Source organism: Bacillus sp. FJAT-26390 (genome assembly GCF_001682865.1).
Lineage (GTDB): Bacteria > Bacillota > Bacilli > Paenibacillales > Paenibacillaceae > Pristimantibacillus.
In genome coordinates, this window is the sequence record NZ_MAQX01000011.1 from 317,897 (window position 1) to 335,151 (window position 17,255).

The 17,255-nt window shown below is 50.1% G+C and carries 13 protein-coding genes; 1 reads left to right on the plus strand and 12 read right to left on the minus strand.

What is annotated here, in order from left to right:
• Positions 1 to 6 precede the first annotated feature (6 nt).
• Together A7975_RS13080 and A7975_RS13085 are read right to left on the minus strand one after the other, a co-directional pair.
• On the minus strand, positions 7 to 864 hold the full coding sequence (locus A7975_RS13080) for a carbohydrate ABC transporter permease (protein ID WP_053377136.1): 858 nt from the start codon (positions 862 to 864) through the stop codon (positions 7 to 9).
• A 105-nt stretch (positions 865 to 969) separates the two neighbouring features.
• Positions 970 to 2,313: an ABC transporter substrate-binding protein gene (locus A7975_RS13085; RefSeq protein ID WP_065385374.1), complete on the minus strand. Its 1,344-nt coding sequence runs from the start codon at positions 2,311 to 2,313 to the stop codon at positions 970 to 972.
• 821 nt (positions 2,314 to 3,134) lie between these two features.
• Here A7975_RS13085 and A7975_RS13095 point away from each other — a divergent pair.
• Positions 3,135 to 4,481: a lytic polysaccharide monooxygenase gene (locus tag A7975_RS13095; RefSeq protein ID WP_065385376.1), complete on the plus strand. Its 1,347-nt coding sequence runs from the start codon at positions 3,135 to 3,137 to the stop codon at positions 4,479 to 4,481.
• Positions 4,482 to 4,484: 3 nt separating this feature from the next.
• Here the strand turns inward: A7975_RS13095 and A7975_RS34875 are convergent, their stop codons facing one another.
• From A7975_RS34875 to A7975_RS13145, 10 genes are all read right to left on the minus strand, one after another.
• The gene (locus tag A7975_RS34875) at positions 4,485 to 4,832 is read right to left on the minus strand and encodes a hypothetical protein (protein ID WP_065385377.1); all 348 of its coding nucleotides are present in this window, start codon (positions 4,830 to 4,832) and stop codon (positions 4,485 to 4,487) included.
• 33 nt (positions 4,833 to 4,865) lie between these two features.
• Positions 4,866 to 5,270, minus strand: a complete 405-nt coding sequence (locus A7975_RS13105) for a hypothetical protein (RefSeq protein WP_065385378.1) — start codon at positions 5,268 to 5,270, stop codon at positions 4,866 to 4,868.
• Positions 5,271 to 5,561: 291 nt separating this feature from the next.
• Positions 5,562 to 7,874: a DUF4962 domain-containing protein gene (locus tag A7975_RS13110; RefSeq protein ID WP_065385379.1), complete on the minus strand. Its 2,313-nt coding sequence runs from the start codon at positions 7,872 to 7,874 to the stop codon at positions 5,562 to 5,564.
• Positions 7,871 to 9,949: a heparinase II/III domain-containing protein gene (locus A7975_RS13115; protein WP_065385380.1), complete on the minus strand. Its 2,079-nt coding sequence runs from the start codon at positions 9,947 to 9,949 to the stop codon at positions 7,871 to 7,873. Before A7975_RS13115 ends, A7975_RS13110 begins: the two co-directional genes overlap by 4 nt.
• Positions 9,946 to 10,713 carry an SDR family NAD(P)-dependent oxidoreductase gene (locus A7975_RS13120; RefSeq protein ID WP_065385381.1) on the minus strand — a complete coding sequence of 256 codons (768 nt, stop codon included), beginning with the start codon at positions 10,711 to 10,713 and terminating at the stop codon, positions 9,946 to 9,948. The genes A7975_RS13115 and A7975_RS13120 overlap by 4 nt, the downstream gene beginning before the upstream one ends.
• A 2-nt stretch (positions 10,714 to 10,715) precedes the next feature.
• Positions 10,716 to 12,575, minus strand: a complete 1,860-nt coding sequence (locus A7975_RS13125) for a cache domain-containing sensor histidine kinase (protein ID WP_065385382.1) — start codon at positions 12,573 to 12,575, stop codon at positions 10,716 to 10,718.
• The gene (locus tag A7975_RS13130; protein WP_065385383.1) at positions 12,572 to 13,606 is read right to left on the minus strand and encodes a response regulator; all 1,035 of its coding nucleotides are present in this window, start codon (positions 13,604 to 13,606) and stop codon (positions 12,572 to 12,574) included. Before A7975_RS13130 ends, A7975_RS13125 begins: the two co-directional genes overlap by 4 nt.
• Positions 13,607 to 13,712: 106 nt before the next feature.
• The gene (locus A7975_RS13135) at positions 13,713 to 15,308 is read right to left on the minus strand and encodes an extracellular solute-binding protein (protein ID WP_065385384.1); all 1,596 of its coding nucleotides are present in this window, start codon (positions 15,306 to 15,308) and stop codon (positions 13,713 to 13,715) included.
• A 150-nt stretch (positions 15,309 to 15,458) separates the two neighbouring features.
• Positions 15,459 to 16,334, minus strand: coding sequence for a carbohydrate ABC transporter permease (locus tag A7975_RS13140; RefSeq protein ID WP_442950637.1), 876 nt, complete (start codon positions 16,332 to 16,334; stop codon positions 15,459 to 15,461).
• 13 nt (positions 16,335 to 16,347) lie between these two features.
• A complete protein-coding gene (locus A7975_RS13145) occupies positions 16,348 to 17,250 on the minus strand; it encodes an ABC transporter permease (protein WP_065385884.1) in 903 nt (300 codons plus the stop codon).
• Positions 17,251 to 17,255: the final 5 nt, after the last annotated feature.

Consider the following 17,255-nt stretch of genomic DNA (forward strand, 5'->3'; position numbering starts at 1 on the left):
CCACAGTTAGTAGGTAATTTCTTCTCTTTTGAGCAGACGGTTCGTAATAACCGACAGCACAACGCCGAATACGACGATAAAAATCGCAACCGTTGAGCCATAGCCAAAGTTCAAGTCGATTAACGCCTTCTTGTACATGTAGGTTCCGAGCACCTCTGTGCCGTTCTGTCCCCTAGCCAAAATCCAAATGAAATCAAATACTTTAAGCGTACCGGTAATCGCCAAGATCAAAACGACCTTGATATCGCTCACAATAAGCGGAATCGTTAGATAAACGGTTTTCTTAATGCCGGAGATGCCTTCCATCTTCGCTGCCTCATAGAAATCCGAAGGAATCTTGGACATCGCCGTAAGGAACAAGATGAAATAAAAGCCAACATAATGCCATACGGTTGGAACCGCGATCGCCCGCAAGGCGCCCGTCTCGCTTAGCCACAATATTTTTTCCAATCCGAACTTAGCCAAAGCGCTGTTCAATAATCCGAATTGATAGTTGTAAATCAACACGAACATCAAAGAAATGGCTGCGCCGGAGATAACGATTGGGAAAAAGAATACGGTACGGAAAAATGTTTTTCCCCACTTAATGCTATCCACCATAACGGCTAATACCAATGCGATGCCAACCTGGAAAATAACGACATAGAGCATAATCTCCAACGTGTTGAGCGTAGCCGCTCCCAGCATTTCATCCGAAAAAAGCCGCTTGTAGTTTTCAAATCCGACGAACTTCTTATCAAAGAAACCATTTGTCCGAAAGAAGCTCAAATATATGCTTTTAAGAAACGGATAATAAATAAAGATGGACATTAAAACCGCGGCTGGAAACAAAAATAAAAAGATATACTTCCGATCGCCCTTCATACAATCACCTACGGTGTCATTTTTTTTGATCTTGAAATGATAGCGCCGCCCTTGCATGCAGAGGGGCGGCGAGTATCATTTGGAGCGTGACAAGATTATTGGGAATTACTTATTCGCATCCTCGATTTTTTTAGCGGCCTCAAGTGCCTCTTTTGGCGTTTTCTCGCCTGTTACGATCGGTTTGATGAATGAACGGATCGTTGTGAACGTTTCAGGAGACATTTTGCTGTCTACCGGCATGCTGATGGAAGCAGCCTTAGCAGCCATTGCAAATCCGTCAAGCACAACTTGCGGGTGGCCGGTAACTTCAACGTCAGCCGCAGGTGTTCCGCCATTCGCTTGAGCGATCGTTTGAATGCTTGTTTTCGACGTCACATGTTTCAACAATGCGATTGCGGCATCTTTTTTCTTAGCGTCGTCAAACGTTTTTTGAGCTAGATAGAAACCAGTACCGAATCCGCCTACGATATCATTGCCGCTTCCTTTGCCGCCAGCGATAGCAGGGAACGGAAGTACTGTAGTCTCGGCTTTGCGCTCATCGCTCATGCCGCCAATTGCCCATGAACCTTCAATCAGCATCGCTGCAAGACCTTCGTAGTAATAGTTCTGAGCCATACCAAGATCGATTGTTGCAGCATCCTTAGGGAATGCGCCGAGGTCATAAAGCTCTTTCAAGCCTGACAAGCCAAGCTCCCAGTTCGGATCGATTCCGTCTTTCAAACCTTTCGCTTGGCTTTCAGGACCAGCAGCAGACAGAATCGAATGCTCGATTAGGTAGTGCGATTGGTCGAATGGCGCGGAGATTGGAATAATGCCTTTGGCAGCTAAAGCTTTAACAGCTGTTTTCAGCTTTTCCCAGTCTGTAGGAAGCTCCACATTGTTGTCTGCGAACAGCTTTTTGTTTACGAACATGCCTTCGTAGAAGCCTGTTACAGGGATGGAGTAGATTTTGCCGTCCGCTTGTTTAGCAAGCTCAAGCGCATCAGGAATGAAGCCGCCTTTCCATTCTGGGTCTGCATCCAGGATGTCGTTTAACGGCACCGTTTTGCCAGCGTTTACAAAGCCTTCAGCATCTTTGCCGATAAAGTAGAACAATAGATCCGGCTCGTTGCCGCTGTTCATATCCGTGTTTACTTTTGTTCTGAAGCCGTCGTCATTCGCCGACATGATGTCGTTTTCAACCGTAATGTTAGGATTCGCATCCGTGAACTCTTTCAAAACTTTCTCAAACGCTACTTTACCAGGGTCAGTGCCGCCGAATGTGGAAAATACGCGAAGCTTAACCGGTGCTGCTTCAGGCGCTTTCGTTGCTTCGTCTGCCGGCGTCGAGCTTGGCTCTGCAGTGCTGCCAGCCGTATTGTTTCCGTTATTTCCGTTGTTGCCGCATGCTGACAAAAGCAAAACGCAGATAAGAGCTAAAGAAAAAAATAATTTTGAACTTTTAAACATTTTTGTTAATCCCCCTTAAAATAGTGTTATTTTAGTAAATGCTGTTTCCTGCTGTTACTAAAATTTTATGGGATTGTTTAGTTCATTTCAATGGGGTATTTGGTAAAATAAGGGGTTAATATCTCTCTTAACGGGGGTAAAAATATGTGGCTATTCGCGGTCAAGGGGTAAAAAAATACTATTGGATTGGGCCAAGCGATATCTAAGAGATTCGGACGCCCTTCGCTCCTTCATTGCGCAAATTCATCGTGCTCAAACCGCTCTTATGGCCGCTGCAGCGCGGTGCAGCGGTTATGACGGCTCCGGTTAAAAAAGCTAGCTGGACGAGCCACCTATCTTTTTTTGATACTAAAGTCCTATTCTTTTTTACATATATTATAAAAAATGAAGCGCTATTTTCTCATCCGATTGCCCGAAAAAAGTCAATAGCTGCGCACAAACGCTTAATTATTTTGAACAATTATTTCTTGATATTGACATCATAAATCATGTTTTTGATTAAATAATCCAAAATACTCTCATAATTATTAAAAAAGTGTAGTACACTGATTTCAGTCGCAGTTGGTATGACAAATATATCCACTCCCCCTCCGAGAATGTTCCTGCCCGTAAATCACGATGCTTCGCGAATGGCCAATTCATAGCTTTAAACTCCATTAACCACCCTTGATATGAACTCAAACTTGAGTTTATATATACAGCTTTCTAAGAAAGGAGGCTCTGTTCCCCCATCAACGGTAGTGTTTCACGACACGTTTATTTGCTATTTGTTTAAGCGCTTAAACGTATCGGCAATACCCAATTTGAAGGAGGTTAACCCATTGTCAACCATTCGTTTAGCTCAGTTAAAAGTAAAGCATTTCCGTACTTATTTCAGCATTATGCTAATTACTGCTCTTGGATTAACGCTTTTCTCGCAACAGCTTTTTGCCCACGGTTATGTTGAAGGGCCTGCCAGTCGTGCAGCTCTATGTAAATCTGGACAAAACACGGATTGTGGATCGATAATCTATGAACCTCAAAGTCTAGAGGCGCCTAAAGGATTCCCAGCTGCAGGTCCTGCAGACGGCAAAATCGCCAGCGCAAACGGAGCATTCCCTAAGCTTGATGAGCAATCGGCAACCCGCTGGTCGAAAGTAAACATTTCCTCCGGTCAAAATACATTTACTTGGAAGCTTACAGCCAATCATTCAACAACAAGCTGGAAGTACTATATTACGAAACAAAACTGGAATCCGAATGCCGCGCTTACTCGTGATTCCTTCGATTTAACGCCGTTCTGCTCCGTGAATTACAGCGGTCAACCGCCATTCTCCTATTCGAACACTTGCAACGTGCCTGCCCGTACCGGCTATCAGGTCATTCTAGCGGTTTGGGAAATCGCCGATACTGTAAACGCTTTCTATAACGTCATTGACGTTAATTTCAGCGGAACGAACCCAGGCGATACACAGGCGCCGACTGCGCCATCTTCCTTAACGTCACCAGCCAAAACGTCCAACAGCGTATCGCTCGCTTGGAATGCTTCAACGGATAATGTCGGGGTTACCGGCTATAACATTTTCAACGGATCTTCCCTAGTTGGATCGGTATCCGGCACGACGCTCTCCTACAATGTAACAGGCTTAACGGCAAATACCGCTTATACCTTTAATGTTAAGGCGGTAGACGCAGCGGGCAATGCCTCCAGCGCGAGCAACTCTATTTCCGTAACGACAAACGCGCCTGTCGGCAACGACACGCAAGCGCCGACTGCGCCAGGCGCACTGCATGTGATGGGAGCACCGACCTCATCGAGCTTAATGCTGATGTGGAACGCATCTACCGATAATGTAGGCGTGACCGGGTACAAAATCTACCGCGGCTCAACTTTGGTCGCAACTGTTGCAGGCACAGCATCCTCCTATACGGTGACAGGCCTCGCTGCAAGCACGACTTACACATTCAATGTGTATGCAGTCGATGCTGCCGGCAACCAGTCGGCTGCCAGCACGGTCAATGGCACAACAGCAGCGGCTTCCACAGCTCCTGCATGGGCACCTAATACGGCTTATTCGACTGGAACACTCGTAACGTACAACGGTTCCGTTTACGAGTGTCGTCAGGCGCATACTTCAATCGTGAGCTGGGAGCCAGCAAACGTTCCTGCTCTATGGTTGTTGAAGTAGCCGTTAATCAGCCATGACAAAAAAGACCGGCAACGAGCCTGTTGACTCGTTGCCGGTCTTTCCCTGTGTGAAATAATCGTATTGCCCTTCCGCAGTTTTCCCGGATGCAAAAATAATTTTCCCGGTTGAATCCATAACGGTCAATATGCTGCCTTCGCCTAGCTTCGCATAGTCGATGCTGTTGAACAGCTCCGACATAAGGACGCTGGGATGCCCATCTATGATTTCGCACGCAGATAATGCATTGTTAAAGCTTCCCTTTACTTCCATGCCAAGCTCAGACCATGGAATAAAACGTTTCATTCTTTCCAGATCAAGCTCCTCGTCATCGACCAACAGCACCTTGAACATGAAAACATCCCACCCTAATAAACGTAAGCTGCGTTACTCATCGTTTAGCAGTTTTAACTTCGCTTGCCATCTCGCCGTAATATAATCCATATAATCCATAACTAAGCCCCCAACAATGACCCAGGACATAAAATGCGGCAAGTAAGTAATAAAAATCGTTCCAAAATCCGGCGTGTTAAAAAACGCTTCAAAATGCTTAAATCCGACCCAAGGATTTTCAAATATTTTGGCACCTGTAAAAATGTTGTAATCCATAAACGCAGTCAAAATGCCATACATCGGAATGTATGAAAATACAAAAACCAGCAATACGCCTGGCCAAACCATCAGCTTCACATCCAGTTGCTTGAATAAACGATTGAAAAAACTCTTTTTTCTAATCAGCTTCTGCTCCGGCGGCATCGCTGCGTACGGTTGTTTCGTCGTTGCTTGCGACATGCTCTTCCTCCCATAACAAATTGACATCTAACCCTTGCGGAATATCTCTAAAGCCGCCTTCGACTCCAGCAGCAACCGCATCCCGTTCTGCTCATGTACATTCTACCGCTGGTAAAATGTTGAAGCTATATAACAAAAACCCGATTTTTTATACTTATACAGGCATTTTGATATAATCGGTCAGCTTTATGATTTTTTCAATCGTAATTGGCAAAGCACAAAAAAAAGCACTGCCACCTGATGGCAGCAATGCTTCTATAAACGGGCAGCCCCGAGTTAATCGAACGCTCCTTAATAAGCTTTGGATACTTCAATCTTCTGCGTAATGCCATCCTCATTCGTAAAATAAATATGGACGCCGTGATCCTGATCGTCGAGGAAATAGGAGACGTATTTCTCTTCCCCCTTCTTCATCGGCACGAGCAGCGTCACGATGCGGTGGCTTGCCGCGGCGTTAGTACCCGCGCTCAAATGCCACTGATTTTCTAGCCCTTCCAGCTCGGAGGGATCTACATCCGTAAATTGATCATGCTGCGATAACGTCATTTTGCCCGATGAGCAGTAAACGAAACGACCATCCATATCCGCCGCTTTGCCTCTTGCACGGAAAGTTTGACCCGATAGCTGCATCTCGTTCAGCGTGTGCATAAGCCAGTCCAGCTTAGCTGGCTGTGTCAAATCTACATAATCGACGATAACAACGTAGGATTGATTAAAAAAGTATATTTCTCGCATGTACCGCTTCAAATAAGGTACGTTCACCTTATAAGCAGCCGTGGCATCCATTCGCGTGTAGCCGAAGCCTCCGCCCGCCTCCGAATAGTAAGCTTCCTCTATATTTCCGCTTGCTTCCATGCATTCTACTTTGTTATTGCCTGCATATTGGCCGGTGCCGTCGATCAGCAAATTGTTGGTTGACCGTGTCTGCCGGCGCCAATTCACATGCATCGAACTGCCGAATGCGACGTAATGGCCGCTCTCGATTGCGAGCGGCTCGCCATAGGCATGCAGCAGAAACCCATTTTGGTCGCCGTGGCTATGGCTAATCGAGCCATAACGGCTGCTTTTTGCTAGCAGCATAATATGCTCCCTTGGATCATCCATCCGGTGATGCATCGCTACCCACCCGATATCGCGGAACCATTTGACCGGCTTAATGGCTTCCCGTGTAGGCGCAATCGCCCGCACCGCCGGATAATCATGGTTATACAACAGCTCGTCGAAGCGAAAATCCCACCAGCCGTAATTATAAAATTTCGAATCCGCGTCCTTGTCGGAAGCAGCCGTTTGCTCGTAGTACCATTGATAAAGCCCGTTGCCGCTTCGCCCAGCGAACTGGCGAATGTTAAAGCCGGTCTTCAAGCTGGTTGGCTCGCCTAGGTTAGATTGGTCGCCGAAGCTTGCGCGCGTCGTCCACGGACTTGCGCAATATAACGGAAAATCGCCAGTCCTTGCAAAAAACGGCCTTTTGAACAGATCAACGGCTGTGAAGCCTCGAATGAGATTGATCGCATCGATTACAAAGGCAAGCCCGGTCGTCCAATAAAGCGGTCCTTCTGCCCAGCCTCCGTCCTCGCCGCCCCAAGGCGAATAGAGGCAGGAGTAGTATTCCAGCGTGTAATCGAGCCACTCCCGCGCCTGCGGCTCCTCGTGCAGCAGCGCGATGCCGGCCGGCGTAAGCACCGAGGATAACGACCTGACAGCATGGCTGTCATACGGTACGTGATGGATTTTGGAACGGTCAATGACATGGTGGGCTACTTGCTCTGTCCTGCGCAGCAGATTGGCTCGTACTGCAGCCCGCTCCTCATCGGAGAGATAGCCATGCAGCCAGTCATACCCCCATGCAACCGCTCCGGCAATTCGAAACGCCGCTTCATCGTTGTAATCGCGCGAAGTTGTCCCTTCCGTATCCCACGAAATGACATGGAGCAGCCAGCTTTTTGCCTTCTCAATCATGCCAGCGTCTTGGGTGATGACGCCTGCGACGCTCAGATGGCGAATTGCATATAACGTCTCCTGACAATCCATATACATTTTGCGCCATAACCTCGCGATACGTTTGTTGCCTGGATAACGCTCTGGCTCGGCAATGAGCTCCTTATGCAGCCATGGCTTAACCGACTGTTCATAAAAGACATCCCAGCCGCAATAAGAAGCGTCCTTTGCAAGCTCCGTGCGGAATGACAGCAATTTCTCATGGCTTAGCCACAGCCTAGGGCGGGCAGTTGATGTCTCTTGATAGCGGTCTTGCCTTGCAGGGAGCGGCGTCTCCGGCAGCCCTTCCGGCACGGTGAACGACCTTGTCTTGCTCCAATTCGACTGAGCTCCCGCCCCCTCCGCCAACAAGGCGTAACGCCAGTAATACCGCCCGGGCGCAAAGAGGTGATCCGGCGTATATAAATTATAGGGAACCTGATGTACCGTAACCGTCTGCTCCTGTTCGAAGCTGCCAGTTGGCGCATATTGCAGCACATAACGGTCATCTTCGAGCCTTGCCGGCATCCATGTAAATCTAGGGGGATTCTCTAGCAGCTTCGTTTGCTCGCTCGGCTCATAAGGTACGGACAGCTTGCCGCTGAGCGGCTCAAACAATTTGTTCATCGCAGCATCCCTCTCTCTTTCAAACCGTCGTCCGTTAACGCATAAATGCTGCCAGCCCCATTCTCTTCTCCGCCCAAGCTGACGATTAGCTCACCCGCTTCCGTCCATCGCAGCTGCGGAGCGTCATTCCCGCATGCATACACGGCGATAAAGCGGACGTTATCGCCAACTTGGCGATGCAGAAGTCCCTCGGACCGCTGTGACGGATCTACTGCTATTCCTGGTGTCAGCACATGAAGAAGCGATGAACCTGCATCAGCCCAAAGAGTGACAGATACTGCCTCAGGGGATGATTGCTCTTTAAGCTGGGTCTGCTGTTCAATTCGGGCCTTATACGCTCGTGGGGCTGACGTTTCAAAGCGGCTTATCGCTTGTACATATGCGTAGCCGTCATGCTCGCCAAGCGGCTTCGGCATTGAAGCCGGATCTTTCTTGTAATGTCTTTCGCCTATGCCCGAATCCCCCACGCCAACATAATGAAACCACCAATCCACCTGCTGCTTCTCCACTAACCGAACCTCGAACCAGTCCAGCACCCACAAGTCATTAACGAGCACATGGCGATCGAGAACGGCGCCTTCATAAGCATCGCCAGTACGTATCCAAGCGTATGAGCGGCTCTGTTCTTTTTCATGCTTTATGCAAGCGCCCTGCGCTTCGGACTGCGAGCGCCCGCCGATGCTGACCGTATTATGGCATGCGGTATGCGGATACCACTCCTTCTTTAGCCGGGAACCGTAAGGCACAGTGCCGCGATCTGGCGTGAGCGGATACGAGCGGTGGCTGAGCATCAGATTCAGCTTGTCATAGTGGCCATGCGAGCCGCCATGCGAACCAAAATCGAGCAGGCAGGACAGCTTATTGCGTTCATGCGCGAGTACGGCAAAACCGCTGCTTTTCAGCAAAACGGTTTCCATTTGCTCTTTTCGCGGCTTTAACTTCCAATCTCCCGTTCCATATAGAACAGCTTCCAGCCCACTGCGAGACGGAGCATCCGGGGTTAGCTGACCATAGACTTTGCTCAGCAGCGGCAAAATGTCCTCGTTGCCGTATTGCGCCAATCCGATTTCGAAAATCTCGGCCAGCTCCCTAGCATATGGCTCTCGCCAATAAGGTCCGTCATGCAGCGCAGGCAATGAGCCGCTCGCGTCTGCAAGCTGGGCAAGCACATCCAGCATGCCGCTAATAGACTGCCCTGCCTCACCGCTATAGCCGTACAAGTCCTCTCCAAACCTTGCCGCCATTTCAGCGCTAATCAAGTACGCGCGCAGCACAAAAACGTGATAGTATATGCTTCCTTCAAACTCCAGCTGATCAGGCTTCACCGCAATCGAGAGATGATGGCGGAAGCCGCCCTCGTCATCCAGCTGCGCCAGCAGCTTTTGCCGTTCGCCGCGAGCCGCGTATACGCAAGACAAAGCAGCGTTAAGCCAAGCTGTGTAATTGTTCTCGGGATTGCCCCGCTCATTGGTCAAGATCGCATGATATTCCAGCATGCTGCTCTCCAGCATCGCAAAAAAAGCATGAAGCGTCTCCTCTTCCTCGTGGAAGGAGATTCCTTCGTCAACGAGCAGCAAATACGCCCTAATCAACGTCGTAGCCCATATCGCTTCCGTTAGCGCCTGATGGAAAGCTCTGCCCTTCAGCATCCATGGAGATGCAGCGGGATGAACCGGATAATGCGGGAATTGCTGCGCATACCGGACGATGATCGATCGCCCAAGATCGGCATAACGCCCTTCGCCGGTAGCTGCAAATACAGCGGCCGCTTGCAGCGCATGCCTTGCAAGCGACTGATGCTTGAACACAAGCCATGCCCCTCGATAAGGCTCGCCGCTCAGCTCACACCCATGGGGACAAGTAAATACAGCCGCATCTTCTTCAAGCGGATCGAACAGCAGCTCCGAATGATGGGCAGGGCATACATAGCTATGCCACCAACCGCCTGGCTCCATTGGAATAGCCGGTTCACGCTGATGCTCTGCGGCAGCCGTAACCTGATCCAGCTCAGCCGCCAGCTCCTTCAGCGCATCCGCGCACCAACCATACATTTCAGCCTTCCCCCGGATGCTCATCGCATGAACATGCCCCCGTTTATTTCGATCGTCTCTCCCGTCAAATAGGAAGAAAGCTCCGATGCGAGGAAAAGCACGGCGCCCGCAACATCCTCCGGCGTCCCTTCGCGCCCGAGCGGAATGCCCTGCACGGTAGCCTTGCGGGCGGCATCGGGCGTGAACGTATCGTGGAATGCCGTCTGCCCGATAAAGCCCGGCGACACACCATTCACCGTAATGCCGCTCGCGGCAAGCTCCTTGGCAAGCCCTTTCGTATAAGTAAGTACGGCTGCCTTGCTCGCTGCATAGATGGATGCGCCTGGTCCGCCGCCGTTATGCGCCGCGATCGACGTGACATTGACGATGCTCCCCCTGCCCTTCGCTTTCATGCCGGGAATGACGAATTTACTGACGAATACCGCACTTTTTAAATTTACGTCCATGACCTTCGCATACAGCTCTTCCGTCATTTCCTCATTCGCCAGACGCTGGACCAAATGTCCCGCGTTGTTTACGAGAAGGTCGATGCTGCTCCCGAAGGAAGCTTCGACTGCGCGTACCATCTCCTCAATCTGCTCCGGCTTCGTCACGTCCGCTTGGAACGCTTCCGCCGTGCCGCCCGCAGCACGAATAGCGGCAACTGCTTCCTCCGCTCCCGCGCGGCTGCTCAAATAATTGAGCGCCACTTTTGCCCCGCTTGACGCAAGCATGCTAGCTACCCCTCGTCCGATTCCTCCCGAAGCTCCCGTGACGAGCGCTATTCTCCCCGTAAGATCAATATGCATCGTTATTGCTCCTCCCGCAGCGTCTCTTTCAGGCCGCCGCCGTTATATTGTTTTGGCATGGACATGATGATCCTTGTGCCTTCATTTTGCCGGCTCTCAATCGCTAATCCATACGCTTCCCCGAACACCATCTGGATGCGGCGATGCACGTTAACGACACCGATTCCGCCTTTTCTCTTGAACTCATGGCCATCGTCGGCAAGCCGGTTTTGAAGCAGCCGAACCCGCAGCTCCTCAAGCTTTGCTTCCGTCATGCCGCAGCCATTATCCTCTACTACAACAAGCAGCTTATCCCCTTGCTCCATCGCATCAATGCGAATCGCATGCCGGGCTTCCATTCCATTTGGAAATGCATGCTGAAAAATATTTTCGATAAGCGGCTGCAGCGTGAGCCGCACCATCTTCGCGAGCAATAGCCTTGGCGGAATCGCCACATCGATCTCAAAATCCCGCCCGATCCGATGCTTTAGGATGATCATATAGTTGCGGACATGGTTAAGCTCATTTGCGATCGTAATTTCCTCTAGATTCGTCTGAACCGAATAACGGAGCATGAATGCCATCCCTTCCACCATCTCCGATATTTCCGCAGAATCCTGAACGATCGCGTAGCAATTGATCGTCTCCAGCGTGTTGTACAGAAAGTGCGGATTGATCTGCAGCTGCAGCGCCTGAAACTCCGCCTTCTGCCGTTCAAGCTGGTTATCCTGCAGCTCAAGCTGCGTTTTCTGATTGTGAAGCTCCGTATCATATACGCGCTCGATCATCTCCGACAGCCGGCTTACCATCAGGTTGTAGCTATGGATTAGGCCGCCGATCTCGTCTGCCCTAGGCTTCGTCTCGATGCTCTTCCAGTTGCCCTTCTCCGTCTCCCGCATCCCGTTTTTCAAGATGCGAATAGGGCTCACAATGGATCTGCCAAACCTTATGGCAAGAAAAAGCGCGATGACGAGCGTCACGAGTCCAACCGTTATCGTCGTCGAACGAATGCTCGAGATGGGACCGCGCAGCTCCTTTAGCGGCATCGAGATCGCAAGGCTCCATCCCGAATATTCGGATTTTCGCGAGATGATCATCGTCGGCTCCCCGTTCACCCGCTCGTTGAACCGTTGATCGCCGCCTGCAACGAGCCGCTCTGGAATATCCGATTGCAGCATCGCCTCCATCGTGTCGTTCTCCGGGGCGTAGATGACCTTACCCTGGCGGTCGAGGATGAAGAAGAAGCCCTGCTCGCCAAGCTCGACTTGATTCCACAAGCTGCTGAGCTGCTGCTCATTAAACTCAATGGCAAGCACGCCCTTCGGATTGTATGACGAATAACCCCGGATTTTGCGAGCCAGGGTAATGACCTTGTTCTGATCCTTACCCAGCAGGCTCGTCTTCAGAATCGCAATCTCGCCGCTGCCTGGCGTCTTCTCATTCAGCTCAGCCAGACGTGCGGACGGATCAAGCGATAATGACGAGAAGCTTTGATTCTGGTCAAAGATAGACCGTCCATGATACCCGAGTATATAAATCATATGAATCTGCGTCGGATAAGTAATGAACACCTTCTCGAATACTTCCTTGCGGATCTGGCTTGTGAACTGGTAATTTTCATAGCTGTCGGCCGGGTCCATATCGAGAAATTTTTTCACCAGCTGCTGCGAAAGGATCGAGTTGCTTACCCGCTCGAAGGTAGCCAGATGGTTGTCGGTCTGCATGGCTGCATTATCGATGACCGTCGTCATATATTTCTCAACCTGCTTATCGATGGCACGCGACGACTCCATGTACGAGAAGATGCCGACCATCGACAGCGACAGCAAAATAACGATAATAAAGTAAACGAACATTTGGCGCGACAGGCTTCTTCGCATCATTCAATCCCCAGCGTCGTCCGGTATTCAGAGGGCGTATAACCCGTAAACTTCTTGAACGTCTTTGTAAAATGGGGATGGTCCGCATAACCTACCTCATACGAGACATCCGTTATTTTGTGATGCGCAGCGGCAAGCAGCTTCTTCGCTAATTCCATCCGCCGCTTGATACGGTAATGGACGAACGTCTCACCGGTCATCTGCTTAAACAGCTGGCTGAAATAAGAAGCGTTTAAGCCCAGCATATCGGCAACCTCCTCCAAGGACAGCTCCTTGGAGAGATTGCGCTCAATATAGGCCTTCGCTTCCTCGATCGGTTCCCTCGCGAGCCCCTTGCGCTTCGCGCGAATGAGCTTCATAAGCCCCTGCACCGATTGCTCAAACTCGTCGAAGCTCGTTTGCCTCGACGCTTCCGCAAGCAGCTCATCACAATCCATCTTATAAATATCGCGCTGATAAATTTGCTTCACCAGCTTGGCAAGCAGCTCATGCAGCAGCTGCTCCCGCTGCCGGTCGTCAATTCGCCGCGAACTGCAGTAAAGCCGTATCTCTTCGATCGCCTCGCGAATCCCTTCATCCTTCAAATGCCAGATTGCTTCATCCAGCCGCTCCAGCCATTGCTCGGATTGGGAGAGCGAGATGTAAGCGCGTTCACTATCTGCTGCAAGGCCTGCAAGCAGCTTGCTTACCGCCCCCTGCACCCCTGCCTTCGTTACAGGCTTCAATAAGTATTCCTTTACGCCGTAAGACATGCACTTCTGCGCATACTCGAAATCGCCGTAACCGGAGACGACGACAATCGGAATATCGCCATATTGCTCCTGCATGCGCTGGCATAGCTCAAGCCCATCCATGCGCGGCATCCGAATATCGGTAAAAAGTATAGTAGGTCTGCTGCTTCGGATTTTCTCCAAAGCATCTACGCCGTTCTCGGCCGTATCGGTATGAATATTAGAAGGTTCGGCTTGCTGAATAAGCTTTTCCAATCCTTTGCGGATCATAGGCTCATCGTCGACAACGAGAATGCGGTGCATGGAGCTTTCCCCCTTCGGACTGGATGCTCCCTCAGCCAGCTTAAGCTGGCTGCGAAGAGTCCTCTTGTATCCTCATAGTAAAGCAACAGCCTCCTCTCCGTAAACCTTATTCGAAAGCGCTCTCACCGCTTTTGTAGCGCGCGGTTGCCTGCTCGATAATCTCCTTGCCGCCTTTGGACAAATACTCATCAAGCAGCTTCTCATAATTGTCGATCGGTTCTCTTCCGTATACCATTTTGAGCACGCGCTCCAGAATAAGCGGAGGCATTTCATCAGATTTCGGATTTAAATCCGGATATTGAACGAGCGCCTCCAGACGAGGGTCAAATTCAAGCCCTCTGCGGCCTTCCTTCGCCAGCATATGGTCAAAAGCATCAATAAGCTGCTTGCCGGAATCCGAAAGCTCGGATACGCGTTTATTATTGGTTGTATCCTGCACCATCCAGAGCCAGTAGTTGAGATAACGCATTTTATCCGTGCCAGCCGTATCGGTTGGAACCTCAAATACCGGCTCGCCGTTGGTGACTTGGTAGTCTTCGCCTTCGATGCCGAAGCTGAAGAACAACTCCGCCTTCTCGCTAACCATCCAGTTGAAGAACTTAACGATGTCGGCCGCTTTATCCTTTGCCTTCGCATTGATATAGAAAGAACGCGTAACCGGATTGTAATGCGCGTATCCGCCTTTGCCGTCAGGACCAACCGGTGACGGAATAAGCGCTACTTCCGCATCAGGCACGTTTTGCTTAAGCTGGGCGCCCCAGATCGGCAGCTCATTGGCATTCATCGACCATATGCCCGCCTTGCCGCTCGTAACGATGCTTTTGAAATCGGTACTTTCAATCGTTGCGAATTCCTTGCTGATTAATCCCTCGTCATGCATCGTCTTGTAGACGCCGATTGCCTTCTTCATATTTTCAACGTCGAAGAAGCTTGGCTTCACCTGACCGTCCGGGAACACTTTAAATTGGTTCAGATAACCGAGTACATCATAAGCGCCAAAAAACGTATCCGCATATTTGAAGTTTTGGCGGCCCGCGAACGGCTGCTCGACTCCCAGCTCCTTGAACGCCCGGAGCACATCAAGCGTCTCCTCGACCGTTGTCGGAATTTCCTTGCCCGCCTTCTTGAGCAGATCCGTCCGTATCCAAGTTGCCCGCCTTGAAGGATTCGTTAACACCTCAGGAATGCCGTAAATATTGCCTGTCTTCGCATCGGTCATTCTCTCCCACGCGGATTCAGGAATGAACTTAAGCAGGTCAGGGCCGTATTCCTTGAGCAGGTCGTTAAGCGGGAGAAACACGCCGTTCTCCACTGCGCCCGCAAGCTCAGGGCCGCTAATGCCTCCGCTGCCTTGCACCACATCAGGAATGTCGTTCGTTGCGAACATTTGAATCATTTTATCTTGGTATTCATTATGCGGAATGAGACGGATGTCGAGGTCTGAATTCGTCATTTTCTCCAGCTCAAGCACGTATTTGTCTTTGTTGATATCCGGATTTTTCTCGACATAGGCTACGTTCAGCGTACGCATGGAGATGGAGAACTTGACCGGCTCGGAGGGCTTCTCCTCACCAGGCGCATTCGTTGCCGGCTTCTCGCCAGCGCTGCCTTCCGAATTGCCTTTGCCCGCGTTATTGCTGCAGCCCGCAAATACCGAAAGCGTTAAAACCAAGATCATCGCACGAACCAAAATCTTTTTCATCGATTCCCCTCTTTTCGTTGGATGGTACAAATCCTATAAAATATAGCGCTTACAATTCCATTGTAGAGTTGATGCGCGCAGCGTCACAATGGACTCCGTTTGGCTGCGTTTGTCTTTTTTTTAGTCTCTGCCTGTTAGAGCCGTGCTGCCTTATGACTTAATCGATCCAATCATCATGCCTTTAATAAAATAGCGCTGCAGAAATGGATACACCATAATAATGGGAATCGTCGCGACCAAAATGACCGCCATCTGCACGCCCTGCACCGATTGCGAAGCCGCCTCGAATGCGAGATTGCCCGTATCCGTCAGGTCATCCGTAATAAGAAGCTGCCTTAATTTTACCTGCAAAGGGTATTTCTTAACATCATTAATATAATACAAGGCATCCATATATTTGTTCCAGTTCGTCACCGAGTAGAAAATGCCTACCGTTGCGAGTGCCGGCTTCGACAGCGGCAGGATGATGCTCCATAAAATACGCAGCTCGCTGCAGCCGTCCATTCGCGAGGAATCGACCAGCTCCGTTGGAATTTGGGTGAAAAACGAGCGCAGCACGAACAGGTTGAAGGCGCTGATTGCCGTCGGTATCATAAGCGCCCATAGCGTATTTACGAGACCTACCTCACGCATGAGAATAAACTGCGGGATAAGCGGCGCGCTGAAAATCATCGTCATGAGCACGAAGATCAAAATGTACGTTCTGCCGACATATTCCTGCCTCGACAAGGGATAGGCAAGCGATGCGGTCATCAGCAGGTTGATGATTGTGCCGAGCACAGTAATATATACCGTAACGCTGAACGCTCTCCAAATGGATACGTCATCGAATACGTATTCATAATATCTGGTCGTGAATTCAACCGGCCAGAACATGACCTCTCCCCGGTCGATCGCGCCGGCGCTGCTTAACGACTGCGCAATGACGTTAAGAAACGGCAGGAACATGATTAAGCCTAAAAGCGTGAGGAACGTATAGTTAAAAGCAAGAAATAGTTTGCGGCTTGCCGATTCGCGTCTGATCAACTGCTGTCCCTCCTTAATACAACGATTCGCCGGTCGCTTTTTTGCTTACAAAGTTGGCGATGGAAAGTAGTGTGAGGCCGACGACCGACTTGAACAATCCAATTGCGGTCGCATAGCTGTACTGCATTTGATTAAGTCCCGCCTTGTAGATGTAAGTATCGAGAATTTCACTGTTCTGAAGGTTAAGCGGATTTTGGAAAACGAATACCCGCTCAAATCCGTAATCGAGAAAATCGCCGATCTTCAGCAGGAACAAAATCGTAATGACCGGCAGCAGCGCCGGAAGCGTAATCGCGAGCGTCTGCCTCCATCTGCTTGCTCCGTCCATCTCCGCCGCCTCGTACAGATCCGGGTTGATGCCCGCCAGCGCAGCAAGGTAAATGATCGTTCCCCAGCCCACGTCACGCCATAAGCCCGAGCTGACCAGAATGGTGCGAATGTACGAATCTTCCCCTATGAAGTAAATAGGCTCAAAACCAAACCAACCGATAATCGCGTTAATGACGCCCGAGGAAGGCGATAGAATGCCAACAAAGATACCGCTTACAATTACCCATGAAAGAAAATGCGGCGCATAGATGATCGTTTGGACAATTTTTTTATACAGCGCCAGCCTCACCTCATTCAGCAAGAGCGCAAGCACGATCGGCGCTGAAAACGCAAATACCAAATCATAGATGCCAAGCAGAAGCGTATTGCCAAGAATGCGAATGAAATCATAATGGCTGAACATTCGTTTGAAATGCGCCAGCCCCACCCAAGGGCTGCCCTTGAAGCCCGCGAATAAATTGTAATTTTGAAAAGCGATAACCGATCCAAGCAGCGGAACATATTTGAACAATAGGAAGAACAGGATGCCTGGTATCGAGATAAAATATAACGCTTTGAACTTCCACATATATTGCAGCTTGAGCATCGCAT

Bases quoted from the DNA above. Each gene is read 5' to 3' on its own strand.
- A7975_RS13130 (WP_065385383.1), bottom strand. From the start codon at position 13,606: ATGCACCGCATTCTCGTTGTCGACGATGAGCCTATGATCCGCAAAGGA.
- A7975_RS13085 (WP_065385374.1), bottom strand. From the start codon at position 2,313: ATGTTTAAAAGTTCAAAATTATTTTTTTCTTTAGCTCTTATCTGCGTT.
- A7975_RS13135 (WP_065385384.1), bottom strand. From the start codon at position 15,308: ATGAAAAAGATTTTGGTTCGTGCGATGATCTTGGTTTTAACGCTTTCG.
- A7975_RS13125 (WP_065385382.1), bottom strand. From the start codon at position 12,575: ATGATGCGAAGAAGCCTGTCGCGCCAAATGTTCGTTTACTTTATTATC.
- A7975_RS13080 (WP_053377136.1), bottom strand. From the start codon at position 864: ATGAAGGGCGATCGGAAGTATATCTTTTTATTTTTGTTTCCAGCCGCG.
- A7975_RS13110 (WP_065385379.1), bottom strand. From the start codon at position 7,874: ATGAACAAATTGTTTGAGCCGCTCAGCGGCAAGCTGTCCGTACCTTAT.
- A7975_RS13115 (WP_065385380.1), bottom strand. From the start codon at position 9,949: ATGAGCATCCGGGGGAAGGCTGAAATGTATGGTTGGTGCGCGGATGCG.
- A7975_RS13145 (WP_065385884.1), bottom strand. From the start codon at position 17,250: ATGCTCAAGCTGCAATATATGTGGAAGTTCAAAGCGTTATATTTTATC.
- A7975_RS13120 (WP_065385381.1), bottom strand. From the start codon at position 10,713: ATGCATATTGATCTTACGGGGAGAATAGCGCTCGTCACGGGAGCTTCG.
- A7975_RS34875 (WP_065385377.1), bottom strand. From the start codon at position 4,832: ATGTTCAAGGTGCTGTTGGTCGATGACGAGGAGCTTGATCTGGAAAGA.
- A7975_RS13105 (WP_065385378.1), bottom strand. From the start codon at position 5,270: ATGTCGCAAGCAACGACGAAACAACCGTACGCAGCGATGCCGCCGGAG.